General features: G+C 36.1%; 16 protein-coding genes. 6 read left to right on the plus strand and 10 right to left on the minus strand.

Going from position 1 to position 14,265, the window contains the following annotated elements; translation table 11 throughout:
- Positions 1-264 precede the first annotated feature (264 nt).
- A complete protein-coding gene (locus LS41612_RS14115; protein ID WP_024363514.1) occupies positions 265-450 on the plus strand; it encodes a hypothetical protein in 186 nt (61 codons plus the stop codon).
- A 35-nt stretch (positions 451-485) separates the two neighbouring features.
- On the opposite strand, the gene LS41612_RS14120 is transcribed toward LS41612_RS14115, so the two are convergent.
- Genes LS41612_RS14120 through LS41612_RS14135 form a run of 4 tightly spaced genes read right to left on the minus strand, consistent with a single transcriptional unit; the run spans position 486 to position 3,506 of the window.
- Complete coding sequence (locus LS41612_RS14120; protein ID WP_227665428.1) at positions 486-1,736, minus strand: ABC transporter permease; 1,251 nt, start codon at positions 1,734-1,736, stop codon at positions 486-488.
- Positions 1,714-2,619, minus strand: a complete 906-nt coding sequence (locus tag LS41612_RS14125; protein ID WP_024363512.1) for an ABC transporter ATP-binding protein — start codon at positions 2,617-2,619, stop codon at positions 1,714-1,716. Before LS41612_RS14125 ends, LS41612_RS14120 begins: the two co-directional genes overlap by 23 nt.
- Before the next feature lie 12 nt (positions 2,620-2,631).
- A complete protein-coding gene (locus tag LS41612_RS14130; protein ID WP_024363511.1) occupies positions 2,632-3,162 on the minus strand; it encodes a DUF2812 domain-containing protein in 531 nt (176 codons plus the stop codon).
- 29 nt (positions 3,163-3,191) lie between these two features.
- On the minus strand, positions 3,192-3,506 hold the full coding sequence (locus LS41612_RS14135; RefSeq protein ID WP_024363510.1) for a PadR family transcriptional regulator: 315 nt from the start codon (positions 3,504-3,506) through the stop codon (positions 3,192-3,194).
- A 220-nt stretch (positions 3,507-3,726) separates the two neighbouring features.
- Between LS41612_RS14135 and LS41612_RS14140 the strand changes: the two genes are divergently transcribed.
- Complete coding sequence (locus LS41612_RS14140; protein WP_024363509.1) at positions 3,727-4,308, plus strand: TetR/AcrR family transcriptional regulator; 582 nt, start codon at positions 3,727-3,729, stop codon at positions 4,306-4,308.
- Positions 4,309-4,366: 58 nt separating this feature from the next.
- Positions 4,367-5,554, plus strand: a complete 1,188-nt coding sequence (locus LS41612_RS14145; protein ID WP_024363508.1) for a YhgE/Pip domain-containing protein — start codon at positions 4,367-4,369, stop codon at positions 5,552-5,554.
- Between the two features lie 113 nt (positions 5,555-5,667).
- On the opposite strand, the gene LS41612_RS14150 is transcribed toward LS41612_RS14145, so the two are convergent.
- On the minus strand, positions 5,668-6,246 hold the full coding sequence (locus LS41612_RS14150) for a TetR/AcrR family transcriptional regulator (protein WP_024363507.1): 579 nt from the start codon (positions 6,244-6,246) through the stop codon (positions 5,668-5,670).
- A gap of 153 nt (positions 6,247-6,399) precedes the next feature.
- On the opposite strand from LS41612_RS14150, the gene LS41612_RS14155 reads away from it, so the two are divergent.
- Positions 6,400-7,158 carry an SDR family oxidoreductase gene (locus tag LS41612_RS14155; protein ID WP_024363506.1) on the plus strand — a complete coding sequence of 253 codons (759 nt, stop codon included), beginning with the start codon at positions 6,400-6,402 and terminating at the stop codon, positions 7,156-7,158.
- A 55-nt stretch (positions 7,159-7,213) separates the two neighbouring features.
- On the opposite strand, the gene LS41612_RS14160 is transcribed toward LS41612_RS14155, so the two are convergent.
- The 3 genes from LS41612_RS14160 to LS41612_RS14170 all read right to left on the minus strand — a co-directional run bounded on the left by LS41612_RS14160 (position 7,214) and on the right by LS41612_RS14170 (position 10,484).
- On the minus strand, positions 7,214-7,846 hold the full coding sequence (locus tag LS41612_RS14160; protein ID WP_024363505.1) for a LysE family translocator: 633 nt from the start codon (positions 7,844-7,846) through the stop codon (positions 7,214-7,216).
- A 158-nt stretch (positions 7,847-8,004) separates the two neighbouring features.
- On the minus strand, positions 8,005-9,354 hold the full coding sequence (brnQ, locus tag LS41612_RS14165; protein WP_024363504.1) for a branched-chain amino acid transport system II carrier protein: 1,350 nt from the start codon (positions 9,352-9,354) through the stop codon (positions 8,005-8,007).
- A 377-nt stretch (positions 9,355-9,731) separates the two neighbouring features.
- Positions 9,732-10,484 carry an alpha/beta hydrolase gene (locus tag LS41612_RS14170; RefSeq protein WP_024363503.1) on the minus strand — a complete coding sequence of 251 codons (753 nt, stop codon included), beginning with the start codon at positions 10,482-10,484 and terminating at the stop codon, positions 9,732-9,734.
- A gap of 301 nt (positions 10,485-10,785) precedes the next feature.
- Between LS41612_RS14170 and LS41612_RS14175 the strand changes: the two genes are divergently transcribed.
- Positions 10,786-11,688 carry a LysR family transcriptional regulator gene (locus LS41612_RS14175; protein WP_024363502.1) on the plus strand — a complete coding sequence of 301 codons (903 nt, stop codon included), beginning with the start codon at positions 10,786-10,788 and terminating at the stop codon, positions 11,686-11,688.
- A gap of 135 nt (positions 11,689-11,823) precedes the next feature.
- Here LS41612_RS14175 and LS41612_RS14180 read toward each other — a convergent pair whose 3' ends face one another.
- A complete protein-coding gene (locus LS41612_RS14180; RefSeq protein WP_024363501.1) occupies positions 11,824-12,621 on the minus strand; it encodes a DUF1835 domain-containing protein in 798 nt (265 codons plus the stop codon).
- 14 nt (positions 12,622-12,635) lie between these two features.
- Positions 12,636-13,259, minus strand: coding sequence for a LysE family translocator (locus tag LS41612_RS14185; RefSeq protein WP_024363500.1), 624 nt, complete (start codon positions 13,257-13,259; stop codon positions 12,636-12,638).
- A 230-nt stretch (positions 13,260-13,489) separates the two neighbouring features.
- On the opposite strand from LS41612_RS14185, the gene LS41612_RS14190 reads away from it, so the two are divergent.
- A complete protein-coding gene (locus tag LS41612_RS14190) occupies positions 13,490-13,873 on the plus strand; it encodes a hypothetical protein (protein ID WP_024363499.1) in 384 nt (127 codons plus the stop codon).
- Positions 13,874-14,265: the final 392 nt, after the last annotated feature.

Genomic DNA, 14,265 nt, shown 5'->3' on the forward strand with positions numbered 1-14,265 from the left:
TTTATCTCTTTTATTACATACGATTACGAGATGAAAAAGTTTCATCTATCTCAAGCGTTTACGTGAAAGTTAAGTTAGATTGCGACACTTATCGCATCTTCAACAAAATGACTACTCTCCAAATTATAGCTTGTTTGAACTAAAAATTCGACTGATTCTTCATTTCACCTTACATCTTTTCTAAAAATTAGTATATTGATGTCGAAAATAGTCACATCCTAATAACTATCAGACTACTGACTACAATAAATATGGTGTATTTTTATGAATGTTCCCTCGTTTACTCTATGTGTAGAAGCAAATTATTGCAGTGAAAAGCATGACACTCCAGCAGGTACAGCACGAGTGGAAAATCCATTTTTGTGGCGTCCGCCGCAAAAATTAGTTGGAGCCGTGCTTGCAAAAAAGGGAGCGCATGGAACGGAAATCAACGTTTTTTATATTATTTAAAAAAGCAGCTACATGTAAATAGCTGCTTTCCATCATTATGTTGTTACTTTTAAAACAGTTTTAAACTTTTGAATTACGCCGCCTGTGCTATACGTTAAGACACTGCGTTTATAGAATGATAAGCTAAATAAATAAGCCACAATAATCGTCACCAATAAAATACCAAGGGACAGTAATGGTTCGATCATGCCAATATCCGTTGCACCAATACGCATTGGCATCACCATTCCAGAAGTGAACGGAATATAAGAGAATACTTTAATAATAATTGTATCTGGATTGCCAATACCTGAAAGCATCACATAGAAACCGATTAATGTAATCATCATTGCAGGCATCAATACTTGACCTGCTTCCTCTACTTTCGATACTAATGAGCCGAATAATGCACCGACTATTAAATATAAAATAATTGTTAATACTAAAAATAGCATCGCATATAACACATAGCCAACTGATAGCTCCTTCACAATGCTTGTCGCCATTTCCCAAATCACACCGTTTTTCGCGAATTTTGCATAGATAAGGAAAACTACTGCAATGATGCCCATTTGCGTCAAAGCTAGTAGCAAAACACCTGCAATTTTCGCTTTAAAATGTGTTGCTGGTTTCACACTTACTAATAGCATTTCCATCGCACGTGAGCCTTTTTCAGAAGCAATTTCAGTTGTAATCATTGATAGGAAAGTAGAAATAAAGAAGTAAATTAAAATACCGACAGCATAGGATACCCAAAGCCCTGATTGCTTTTCTTCCTCGCTTTTTCCGCCAGTAGATTCTGCATTTAAATTTTTATTTGAAATAACCGTTTTTGCTGCCATAATTTGTGCCGCTTGTTCTGAAGTTAGAGATAGCTTTTGCACAGCATAATGCTGACCTGCATATTGCAATAAAGATGATATCGTCGATTGATCATTTAGTTTTAACGGTTGAAATGTTGAAATTTCCGCATGCAATTGACCGTTCTGATCACTTACTTCAATAAGTGCGGCGAGCTTCCCGTCCTTGACTTGTTGTTCCAACTTTTTAATATTTGATTCATCCTGAATAAATGTCATATCGCTATTGGACACAAAAATGCCGCTTAAATCTGCGCTCGTATCATTAACAATTGCAATTTGCTGCGCCTCATCATCGCCTGTAAAAAGCTCCTTAATATCCGACCAAAAAATAGCAACGGACATCGCAATTACATATAGAAGGGTCATTGATATAAATGATTTGGATTTTAATTTTGATTTGTATAATTGCTTCATTAACAAACTAAACTTCGACAACAGTACCACCTACCTTATCTTTAAAGATTTCGTCCAATGTTAAATAGTCTAAACTAAATTTTTCAATATATTTGCCCGCTGACAACTGTTGGAAAATACTTTCTGCAAAACGTTCATCTTCAAGCAATAACACTGTTTGCTCTTTTTCTACACGCACATCTTTCACACCTTCGAGCTGAAGTAATTCCGTAGTAGACCAATTGCTACGCACAGACAGCTTTGTTTTCCCATATTGTTTCTTTAAATCTAATAAACTGCCGGAAAATAAGGAGACACCCCGCTTTAGTAAACATAGATGATCACAAAGTTCTTCCACATTATCCATTTGGTGACTTGAAAATAAAATAGTTGTACCTTGTTCTTTTAGTAGTAAAATAGCATCTTTTAGTAAATCTTTATTGACTGGGTCAAGACCACTAAAAGGTTCATCTAAAATTAAAAATTGGGGTTTATGAATAAAGCTTGCAATCAACTGTACTTTTTGCTGGTTGCCTTTTGATAGTGTTTCTGCTTTATCTTTACGCTTCTCTTCTAACTCAAAACGACTAATCCAAAAATCAATATCTTTTTTAAGCGCTGCTTTTTTCATGCCTCGCAGTTCTCCAAAGAAGTATAATTGGTCCTCTACTTTCATCGTAGGAAAAATCCCACGCTCCTCTGGTAAATAACCAAGTACATCTCGGTTAATCGAATTGACAGGCTTTCCATTCCATGATATCGTACCAGCAGTTGTTTCCTGTAAATCTAAAATCATACGAAAAGTCGTTGTTTTGCCCGCCCCATTTTGACCAATGAGCCCGAAAATTTCACCTTTCTCAATAGTGAAATTTAAATTATCAACCGCTGTAAAATCTTTATACTTTTTTGTGACATGCTGTAATTGTAATGTCATCTTTCATCCTCCCTACCCCTCAAATATATGTAAATCATGTTCCAAATGCTTTTTACGTCTTTGAATTTTTCGAATCGGTACATACATTAGCAGCGCCATCACCATATTCAAGATGCCAAGATTAATAGACATGAACGCTACTGGAGACGCTGTAAATCCCGTAATGATATTAAAAATGCCAATGATAATATTGAGCAACGCAATTGGGATAAACAATCTAGTGATTGATTTTAAATATTGTATTTTAGAAGGTGCGTCTGAGAATAATTCAAAGTCCCCATCGATCGCTTCTTTTCGATAATATGCCCAAACGCCGAATTTAGAAACGCATTCAATATTCATCGATTCCAAAAATTCATAATAATCTTTCTTTTTACCTTCAACTAATTCATTGCGGTAAATATACTTTCCTGGCTCGCCTTGTTCAAATACAAAGAAACTAATTATGTTCTTTTGTAAATGCCATCCTTGTGCAGCCAAATCATTTACCCATGCCTCTTCTTTTTCATAATCTAAAAAAAAGCGAAATTTAATTTTTTTCATGTCAACACCTCCTACATGCAAATGCGCTTTTAAGCTTTTCCATTCGTTATACGGATACCATTGTCAAAAAGTTCCCTTAATCTCAAAATTTCGTAATCAACCACTTTCTTTCCATTTTCTGTAATTATATATTCCTTCTTGCGTCCATCATCTTCTAGTGCCTCAATCCATTGTCGCTCCAACAATGTTTTGATAGCTCCGTATATAGTACCTGCGCCAAGACGAACACGGCCTTTACTCATTTCTTCAACTAATTGCATAATGCCATAGCCATGACGCGCCTCAAATAATGCCAACAAAATATAATAAACACCCTCAGTTAATGGAGGATATTCCTGTGTCATACTAAAACCTCCCTCAATATATCGTCTAACAATATATCGACTGACGATATAATTAAAATATATCAACGTCCGATATAGTTGTCAACAACGATAATAGAATAGTATGGCATAATAATTTAAATACCAACCTCTTTTACAATTTAGCGCTTTATTTTTATTGCCAATCTAAATCGTGCATGGTAGCATGTAAGTAACTACTTGCATAGGAGGACTTAGTTTATTGGCAACAAAAGAAACAGCACAACGCATAATAGATGCAGCCTTACAATTAATTAGCGAAAAAGGTTATACCGCAGCCACAACAAAGGCAATCGCCGACTTAGCACAGGTCAATGAAGTCACTATTTTTCGCCATTTTGGCAATAAGGAGGGGCTCTTAAAAACGATTGTAGACAAATTTTCTTACAACCCAATTTTGCAAAAAACAATGCGTGAAGAGGTTACATGGGATTTAGAAACGGATTTAACCCGCTTTTCAATGCAATATTTCGAGTATATGATGTCTATCAAGGACTTTGTGATGATTGGCTTTAAGGAATCGATGCAATTTCCTGAAATAAATGCTGAAATAGCAAATGTTCCTTTACTCTTTAAAAATGAACTAATACATTACTTTAAGGAAATGCATCATAAAGGAAAAATTCGTGAGGTCAACTTTGAAGCAGCTGCACTATCTCTTATAGCCCTTAATTTTGGTCACTTTATTTCACGCGCTCGATTAGGTACAATCGTTTCTACCCTTCCAACAGAAGAATTAATAAAGACAAGTGTTGCAATTTTTTCTAGGGGCTTAACTTCCTAGAAAAAATTTTTCCTACTATGCAAGCAAGTACTTACTTATTAGGAGGCAATAAGAGGATATGACAAAAGGATTACAAGCATTATTTAAGATTCGTGAAACCTATATTGGCATTGTCGCTACAATTGCATTTCAATTAATATTCTTTTCTATTTGGATGACTGCATATGATGGCATAAATGATCGAACAGATAACTTAACAATCGGCTATATTAGCGAAGATGCTGCCTTTGGGCAAGAAGTGATAGATGGGCTTAAAAAGTCATTGCCCTTTGCGTCAAAAGATTTTACCTCCATCGATAGGGCGGAAAAGGATTTGGAAAACCGTTATATTCATATGATTATTCATATACCAGCAGAATTCACTGCTCAGCTCAAAGCAGGTAAAGAAGCAAACATTATTTATTTTATTAATCAAGCGAACGCAAGCCTTGCCAAAACAATGATGGAGGGTGTAGCAAAACAGACTACAAATGAAGTTAATCATCAGTTATATCCTGTACAGCAAGGCGAAATTGTCAAGGCGTTTTCCCAACAATTTTCTCAACTTCCAATGGAACAAAATAGCGCCTTGCTTGTTCAGGACACTGTCACGACAACCATTATGGGTGTAAAAGATCGTATCGTTGAATCGACTATTATTAAAACAAATGATGCGAAAGGGTTTGCTGCGAATTTCGTCCCGTTAATGGTGATTATTTCTTCATTTGTTGGTGCGATGGTGATGATTATGCAACACCAACAAGCAGCCCAAATGGTTCAAGATAGCGTTTCGAAATGGTCTTTATTCTTTGCACGGCAACTGCTCAATTTTGCTGTTGCATTTATTTTGCCCTTACTAACAATTGGTTTAATGCAGCTATTTGCGATTTCAAGTGATGAAAGTTTATTCACTATTTATTTTTTCCAAGCGTTTATGTTTTGGGCTTTCCTATGTTTAGCACAAGTTTTTGTTATTCTATTTGGTAATCTTGGCATGATCTTTAATATTTGTGCACTGTCATTACAACTTGTTACATCTGGTGTCCTCGTACCGAATGCGATGCTTTCAGATTTTTACCATCGCGTCGCTTCTCTTTTGCCAGCGACATACGGTGCTGACGGTTATTATACAATTATTTTTGGCGGTAACACTGAAAGCTTGATAAGTAATAGCAGTGCATTAGGTATGATTATCGTTGTTACACTAGCAATCGCAATCATAGCAGTTGCACTTAAAAAACCTAAAGTCCTACAGCTCAATAATTGAACAAAAGAGAAAAATGTTAGATTGATGGCTTTCAATCTAACATTTTTTTGCTAGTTTATGATTATTTCAAGTATAGTGGCGATTCCTCAAGTTTTAGTGGCGTTTCCCAAAGTTTAATGGCTATTTCCACTATTTTCTTCAAAACGTAAAATGGCAGCGAGTTGCTTGTTTAGTTCACTGGCACTTTCCACAAAATCATGCCGATACCACTCAATTATTATGCCAATTATGGCATTTGCTTGATAAGCACTATAAAAATCCGTCTTTATTTCCCCAATTTTATTTTGCGCTAAATCTCTTTTTAGTAACGATTGTATTTCATCAAACAACATATAATAGTAGGTTAGCGGAACATTTTTAGAAAAAACAATGCGATAAAATAGTTTAAAACGCTCTATATGATGAAAAATCTGGATCGTATTTGGATCTAGCTCGTTTTTAATAATAGTCGATGCTGCACGATAAGGTTCCTCATAAGCATGATATAAATCCTCAACAATTTCCTGAAAATATTCTTCAAACAACTTCTCCTTTTGTTCGTAATGTAAATAAAATGTCCCCCTATTCACTTTTGCCACACGACATATTTCAGCAATCGATATATTTTCTAGCGGTTTGTCACTTAGCAACGTGAGCAATGCATTATGTAACGCCTGCTTTGTTTTGACTACTCGTAAATCGTTCACGGTCAATTTTTTCTACCCCTTACTAAACAATTTTTTTAAATGTGTTGCTTACTGAACAGTTCTACGAATTCTGCGTATTGAAATCGCTTACACGGATATTATAATATTTTAATGAACACATGTTCAATAATTAATCGTTAGAATAGGAGGTCTTTTGACATGAGATTAGAAAATAAAGTAGCAATTGTTACAGGTGCAGCATCAGGTATGGGGAAAGCAATCGCAGAAGGTTATGCTAAAGAAGGTGCGAAAATCGTTGTTTCAGATTTAAATTTAGATGGTGCGCAAGTTGTTGCGGATGGTATTCAGGCGGCTGGTGGCACAGCTATCGCTATACAAACAAACGTTGCTCTAGCAGAAGACTTGCAACGCTTATTTGATGAGACCAAAAACAATTTTGGTAAACTAGATATTTTAGTTAACAACGCGGGTATTATGGATGGTATGGAGCCTGTCGGTGAAATTTCCGATGAGCGTTGGGATAAAGTATTTGCTGTCAATACAACAGCTGTTATGCGCTCTATGCGTATGGCAACAGAAATTTTCCTTGAGCAAGGGCATGGGGTCTTCGTAAATAATATTTCTGCTGGCGGACTTTATGGTGCTCGCGCAGGCGCTGCCTACACTGCCTCTAAACATGCCGTCGTAGGCTTAACAAAAAATACAGCTTTTATGTATGCCAATCAAAATATTCGTTGCAATGGGATTGCACCAGGTGCTGTTATGACTAACATTGGCTCAACAATGACCAATATGAGTGAAGTCGGGGCGGCTCGTCAGGCACTTGGCTTAGCCATTAATCCTCGGGCTGGTCAACCAGAAGAAATTGCCCAACTTGCTATATTCTTAGGTTCAGATGAAGCGAGCTTTGTAAATGGTCAGGTTATTGCCGTAGATGGTGGTTGGACTGCCTACTAAGGGTAATAAAAAGCACGCAATGGCAATTGACCATTGCGTGCTTTTTTCAATTTTCCTATACTTTTTCAGAGGCAATGCGAACACCAATGCCTACTAACATTACACCTGTTATTTTATTAAACATTGCTTGTACAGTCTGCTTCATAAACCATTTGCGAATTACATTCATCACAAGAATGACAATGCCTAGCCAAACAATGGATAAGGCAATTAAAATGCCTGCTAACACTATTAATTGCGCGTTAATATTAAAATTTGGTTGAATAAATTGAGGCATTAATGTTACATATAATAACAATGTTTTTGGGTTTAATAAGTCCGTTGTAATGCCTTGTGTCATGCAACTAAGCGGCACATTTTTTTCTCCATTTTCTTTGATAGTAACCTCTTCTTGCAACATCATATTTTGTGCCCTTGCACGCCATGATTGAATGCCTAAATAAATTAAATAAGCTGCACCCGCATACTTGATGACTAAAAATACGACCATTGATTTTGATATAATCGTTGCAAGGCCAAGTACTGCTAAAGTTGTCCAAACTAGTAGTGCTAGAACAATCCCTACCATTGTAAAAAAGCCTGCTTTTTTGCCATGTACGATTGTATTTTTTAAAACTAGTAGTGAATCTACTCCAGGCACCATAACAATCATTAGCGCCACTGCTGTAAACATCCAAAGTTCGTGCATTTGCTCACCTTCTCCTTATCACAATCATAAGTAACATTATAAATTAAATTGAATAAATTTTCTGCATATATTATTTTCGTATATAAAAATAAGAAAAAGTGTTAGATTGACATTCAATCTAACACTTTTTTATTAAGTAAATCACTAAAATGACAAAACTAGTGAATGATTTTCGTTTGTTTAGAAGGCAAAATCAAGCCAATCACAACACCGATCATAGCCGGTAATATCCAACCTAAATCGATATCATATAGTGGTAAAACATCGGAAAATAGTTGCTCTACTGTGTCTAACAAGCTTAATTGTGCTCCAGGAATACTAATAACAAGCGCTTTGTAGCCATCGATTAGACTAACGAAAAACGTCAAAAACATAGCCGATGCGTATACAGCCTGCTTATTGTTAAATAACGAAGAGCTTAAAGCAAGTAAAATCAGAACAATTGCAAGTGGATATAAGAACATAAGCACTGGAATAGCAAATTGTATAATATTATTTAAACCAAAGTTCGCAATAGAGAAGGACACGACACACAATAATAGAACAAACATTTTATAGCTAACCTTTGGAAACACTTCATGGAAAAATTCACTACAAGAAGTAATTAAGCCAATACTCGTTTTTAAACAAGCTAGCACAATAATGACCGCTAATAAAATTGCACCAAATGAGCCAAAATAATGATCCGCAACCGCAGCGAAAATTAAACCACCGTTGTCAAATGTTCCAATAGATTCAATACTAGATGCGCCCATATACGTAATAAGTCCGTAAATTAACGTCATTAGTGCCATCGCAAAGATGCCTGATTTCCATGTTGCCTTAGCAATTTCTTTACGATCTGTAATCCCTGCATTTTTAATGGCATTGATAACTACAATACCAAACGCTAGCGATGCTAGTGCATCCATTGTATTATAACCTTCTTTAAAGCCAGTCATAAAGGAAGATTGAATATAGTCACCGATTGGCTGTTGGAAGTGCCCCATCGGCTTTACAATACTAATAATAATTAAAATAAATAAGACAACTAAAAAGGCTGGTGTTAACACCTTACCGATATAATCCATAATCTTCGCTGGATTTAACGAGAAATAATAGACAATGGCAAAAAATATAAAGCTAAACAACGCAAGTAACATGGTTGTATGTTCCGCATTAATATACGGTTCAAAACCAACGACAAATGGCACTGTTGCCGTTCTTGGAATCGCAAAGAAAGGACCAATTGTTAAGTATAGCGCTAATGAAAAAATAACGCCGAATAAAGGATGAATACGACTCGCTAAATCACGCAGTCCATTACTGCCCGATAAACCAATCGCTAAAATACCTAAAAACGGTAACCCGATTGCCGTTACTAAAAAACCGACAAGGGCAAACCAAAAGTTAGTCCCTGCTAGTTGTCCAAGTTGAATTGGAAAAATTAGATTTCCTGCTCCAAAATACAGTCCAAATAGCATTGTTCCAATGACTGCATATGTAGAAAAAGGTATTTTCTTTTGCATAATTGATGTACTCCTTAGATGTGTTTGACTATAGCAAATAATCAATTACGTTTTAGCGTAATTGCGTCCTGATTTTTTTCGAGCTTGCTCGAAATGCTCCATATAGAATGGAAGATATTCAATGAAGCTTCTCTTACTACAGCTAGAGTTCGACCCCCTACGCAATTCAGTGATTTTATCACATTCGTTCATCACTAATAAAAATAAAGCGTTTTGCTGAAATAAGTTAAATCGAATGAATTTTCACTACAATTTCATTATGGTAACAGGCATTTATTATAAAAACAATAGTTTTTTCTAAGATAAATGCTAATAGTACAGTTCCTAGCTTATTAAGTAAAAATTAACAAATAAAAAGAGCTGTCAGACGACAGCTCTTAGTTTGCAACAGACCACTCTATATGGTTTAAAAAATTATACACGTCTTCATACACTTTATCACGTTCTTTATCTAACGTAATAATATGACCAGAATTTTCATACCAAATAATTTCTTTATCATCTGTTTTAACTGTATCTAAAATAAACGGAGCGCTTTGTTGATATAGCTCATCGTCTAGTAATCCTTGCAATACTAAAGTTGGTGCTTTAATTGCAGGTAAATCTTCACGTGTTTCTTCTGTTAAGCGTGTTACGCCATCTAAAGAATCTTTTGGTGAAATACGTAATTCGTGTAGTTCAGAAATAATTTGATCTTTGGACTTGTTTTCAAAGTGTTTGTAAAGTCTTGCATAATTGTATAAACGTGTAAATAATCCTTTTGAGCTATCACGTGTTATCGGCGCACACATGGCAACAACTCCTTTAACAGGAAATTGCTCTGCTACTTTTAATGAAAAAACTCCGCCAAGTGAAATACCAACTACTGCGATTTCTTCGTATCCTTTATCTTTTAGGAAGTTGTAGCCTTCTACTACATCGTTCCACCAGTCTTCAGGTTTTGTTTCTAGTAGGGCTTCCGGTTCTACCCCGTGCCCACTATAGATAGGTGCATGAACGGTATAACCACGTTTGGATAAAAATTCCCCTAGCTTTTTCACATCTTTTGTGCTACCTGTAAATCCATGCAGTAATAGTACGGCTTTTTTGCCTCCCTCAATTGTTAGAGGTTGCGGCTTTGATAACTTCATTTTATAATATCCCCTTCACGGAAATTTGTATTTGTGTATTTTATGTGTCTATCTTAACACCCTTTATTCATAATGTACAATTTATAGTTTTTATCGTTTCGATACGTTTTATGCATGAATGGTGTAAGGTTGATGCCTTCTGTAATCACCCTTTAGAGGTACTTCTAAATGTAAAAAATTCATTTGTTTAATTTCCGATGAGCTGCCATTTAAAATTTTCCCAAGTTGCCTATACTTCCTATCCTTTTACCGTTATAATGCAGGTAACTAATATCCATACTATTATTAGAGGTGAGTGAAATTGGAATGGCAACAATTGGAATATTTTGCAACAGTAGCGAAGCTTGAACATATGACACGTGCAGCAGATGTTTTAGCGATTTCACAGCCTGCACTTAGTCGTTCGATTGCAAAGCTTGAGGAGGAATTAGGTGTTCCTTTATTTGACCGCCAAGGACGTTCAATCATGCTAAATCGCTACGGAGAATTGTTTTTATACCGTGTGCAACGTATGCGTAAAGAATATGAAAAAGCTGTTTTAGAATTACAGGAACTCAATAATCCTGAGCTTGGAGATGTGTCACTAGGCTTCTTACATACACTTGGCACAAGTATTGTTCCTGATTTGATCCGCGCCTTTCGTCAGCAACATCCGCATATCCGCTTTCATTTCACACAAAACTATTCGCACTCACAGCTTAAACAATTGCTGGCAGGTGAGCTAGATCTTTGTTTGCTTGCAGCGATTGATACAGAACCACCTGTTTGTTGGAAAGAACTATGGAGAGATGAGCTTTATATCATGGTACCCATCGATCATCATCTAGCCAATCGTAAAAGTATAACGATGAAGGAACTAGAACATGAAAACTTTGTCCTTATGAAAAAAGGCTATGCATTACGCCGTACTGCTGATCGACTGTTAAGTGCTGCGGGCATTAAGCCTAAAATTACGTATGAAGGTGATGAGGTCTCTACCGTTGCAGGCTTTGTTGGAGCCGGTCTAGGGGTATCCCTCCTACCTGATGATGAAGATCTTAATCCAAATAAGGTTGTAAAAATACATGTTGAAGATATGGTATGTGAACGCATAATTGGGATGGCTTGGATTGAAAATCGTTACCTCCCACCGTCCGCACGTCAATTCCAGCAATTTGTTCTTGATTATTATGAGAAGATGGGCCCTTCGAGAGAACCCGACTAAAGAGGCTGGCACTCAAAATAAAGGAACAAAAAGATGGGTGACCTCTGCAAAAAGTAAGATGCGAACAACAACATAACAAAAAAGTGTTAGATTGACTTCAAATCAATCTAACACTTTTCCTCTTTTACGATTACCTTATTGCCCGATATAGTTTATTTTATATGCATTTATATCCGTTGTGTCACCGCTTATTTCAAACAATCCTTGTTGAGCCAAGTAGAGTAATCGATTTTCAATAAATGTTTCATTTATATAGTCGTCCGTTATATTTACCATTTGCCCGATAACATTCACTGGTGAAAGCCATTGCTCCTTGTTGCTAGCTTGTAAATATTTTGCACTGTTAATAATATTTATATCAAACTCACTCTCTTCTACATGAACAATACCATTTTGCCAAACTCGCAATATACTTTGATTTCGCTTGAGCTCGTCCCATTCTTTAGCTAGACGCTGACACTCCTCAATTGTAAAACGCTTCGCTTCTGGACGTAACTTCATTAACATATCCGATGATAACTCACCGGTATAACGAATGGCCATGTCTTGTTGTATGCGCTGTAAACCAGCCGTCGCATCTATACCAAATACCATGCTGCATTTATTGACAAACTCACTCATCACATAACGTAAAGCAATTTCTTCATGCGCATTTTGACTATACCAAATCCAAACATCCAGATCACATGGGATGCCAGCTATCGCTTTTGTCCACTTGTTGTGGATGTCTTCATATAATTCTTGTTCTTCTACATCCTTAAAAATATGTGTATCCAACCAATTTTTTCGCTCTTCCATACTTGTAAGTGGGCCAATAGAGAAATTATCATGAATACAAATCACTGACTCTTCCCGCTGTAAATGGTTTTGTCGAATCGCGTGTTTAATGGACCCTTGTGTAGACAAGCTAAAGGTAATATGTAAAATAGCCATACAATCTCCTCCTTTTATTGTTTACTAAGTGCGATTTTTATACCGATAAATGTAAATAGTACACCTTGTATGATATTCAGGCGTTTTGCAATAGTAGGTTTACCTATAATTATTTCCCTTACTTTCCCAGCAAAAACACTAACTAATGAAAATAGAATCAGTGCCTGCACTAAAAATACCATACCCAAAATAAGCATTTGTAACGCCACATGTCCAAGTAACGGATTTACAAACTGTGGCAATAGTGCTAAGAAAAATAAAGAAACTTTTGGATTTAAGATATTCATTAAAATTCCTTTTCGATATAGCAAAGCGAACGTATGAATATTTTGGTGCTCCAATGTAAATGCATCATTCTTCGCTCGAAATGATTGCCATGCTAAGTATAATAAATAGGCAGCCCCAGCAAATTTGACAATCGAAAACATAACGGTCGATTGATAGACAATGGCTGAGATACCTAAAACTGCAGCTCCGATATGTACCAGTAAGCCCGTACATAAACCTAGTGAAGTCGCAATTCCAGCCTTTTTATCTTGTGTAATGCTTTGTGCAAGGACAAATAAATTGTCTGGTCCTGGCATTATAGTTAAAATAATGGCTGCTCCTAAAAAAGCTAGTAACGACGAAAGTTCCAATTTTACCCTTCCCCCCGCTATTTGTTAGAAAAAACCATAATTACAATGGTTGTATTTACATTATACTACACGCCACTTGTAACTTTATGACTATATATAATTTTTTTATAAAAAAATTATTATCCTTATTAATGCTCGTTCATGCAACATTTCTCTTCGTTTATGCATTATAATAGAATTCAACACTATGAATTCTATCCTTATTGTATTAAGAAAGAGGTGATTCGTCGATGGCAGTAAGTGATATTGTACAAGAATTTGAGGACGAGCAAGGAAATGTCTTTTATAAAATGAAAACACACGATATCGAGGTTCAAGCAATGCATTCTGCTGGCTTAGCACCCGTTATTACCTACTGGATTGGCGAAAAAGATATTACGGAAGATATTCGAAATCTACGTTTTAGCCCAAGACCTCCATCTAGTTATATTCAAGATTATGAAGAATTTCAATCAATGCTCTATGCAAAAGAGCAACGTGCTATTAACGAACTCTATGAAAAAATGAGTATTAAACCTAAAAACATGACAACAGGGAAACAAATTTTGTGGAGTTTCTTTGTGATGATATTGGCGATGCTCCCTTTACTCGTTGCCATTTGGTGGTTAAAATAATGGTCACTTCCCAGTATTCAACTAATTATTGGCGGTTGCAAACCTCTGCAATTTATCCTTATTTATACACAATTTTTCTATTCAGCTTGACAGACACAAAGAAGTAGTGCATTCTTTATTCAATTAGTAGTACGAAAGAGAACTTGTGGTTATACTCTATGCCATAATCTCTCCAAAATACATGATACACATAAAACGAACGAAGATTAGTATGTAGAAACTAATTGGTAAGAGAGCGATGTCCATCGGCTGTAAGACATTGTACAAAAAAGACTACAGAACCTACTTCGTGAAACGTCCTAGCCAAACTAGGCGCAGTCTCAAGCGTTATGAGGAAAGTGGAATATCTCAAGATATTCAATGTAGGTGGTACCACGGAAAGCAACCTTTTC

Source organism: Lysinibacillus sphaericus, from assembly GCF_002982115.1.
Classification (GTDB): domain Bacteria; phylum Bacillota; class Bacilli; order Bacillales_A; family Planococcaceae; genus Lysinibacillus; species Lysinibacillus sphaericus.

Excerpts from the sequence above, each read along its gene's own strand:
- LS41612_RS14115 (WP_024363514.1), top strand. The coding sequence starts at position 265 with ATGAATGTTCCCTCGTTTACTCTATGTGTAGAAGCAAATTATTGCAGT.
- LS41612_RS14125 (WP_024363512.1), bottom strand. The coding sequence starts at position 2,619 with ATGACATTACAATTACAGCATGTCACAAAAAAGTATAAAGATTTTACA.
- LS41612_RS14130 (WP_024363511.1), bottom strand. The coding sequence starts at position 3,162 with ATGAAAAAAATTAAATTTCGCTTTTTTTTAGATTATGAAAAAGAAGAG.
- LS41612_RS14135 (WP_024363510.1), bottom strand. The coding sequence starts at position 3,506 with ATGACACAGGAATATCCTCCATTAACTGAGGGTGTTTATTATATTTTG.
- LS41612_RS14145 (WP_024363508.1), top strand. The coding sequence starts at position 4,367 with ATGACAAAAGGATTACAAGCATTATTTAAGATTCGTGAAACCTATATT.
- LS41612_RS14155 (WP_024363506.1), top strand. The coding sequence starts at position 6,400 with ATGAGATTAGAAAATAAAGTAGCAATTGTTACAGGTGCAGCATCAGGT.
- LS41612_RS14160 (WP_024363505.1), bottom strand. The coding sequence starts at position 7,846 with ATGCACGAACTTTGGATGTTTACAGCAGTGGCGCTAATGATTGTTATG.
- brnQ (WP_024363504.1), bottom strand. The coding sequence starts at position 9,354 with ATGCAAAAGAAAATACCTTTTTCTACATATGCAGTCATTGGAACAATG.
- LS41612_RS14170 (WP_024363503.1), bottom strand. The coding sequence starts at position 10,484 with ATGAAGTTATCAAAGCCGCAACCTCTAACAATTGAGGGAGGCAAAAAA.
- LS41612_RS14180 (WP_024363501.1), bottom strand. The coding sequence starts at position 12,621 with ATGGCTATTTTACATATTACCTTTAGCTTGTCTACACAAGGGTCCATT.
- LS41612_RS14190 (WP_024363499.1), top strand. The coding sequence starts at position 13,490 with ATGGCAGTAAGTGATATTGTACAAGAATTTGAGGACGAGCAAGGAAAT.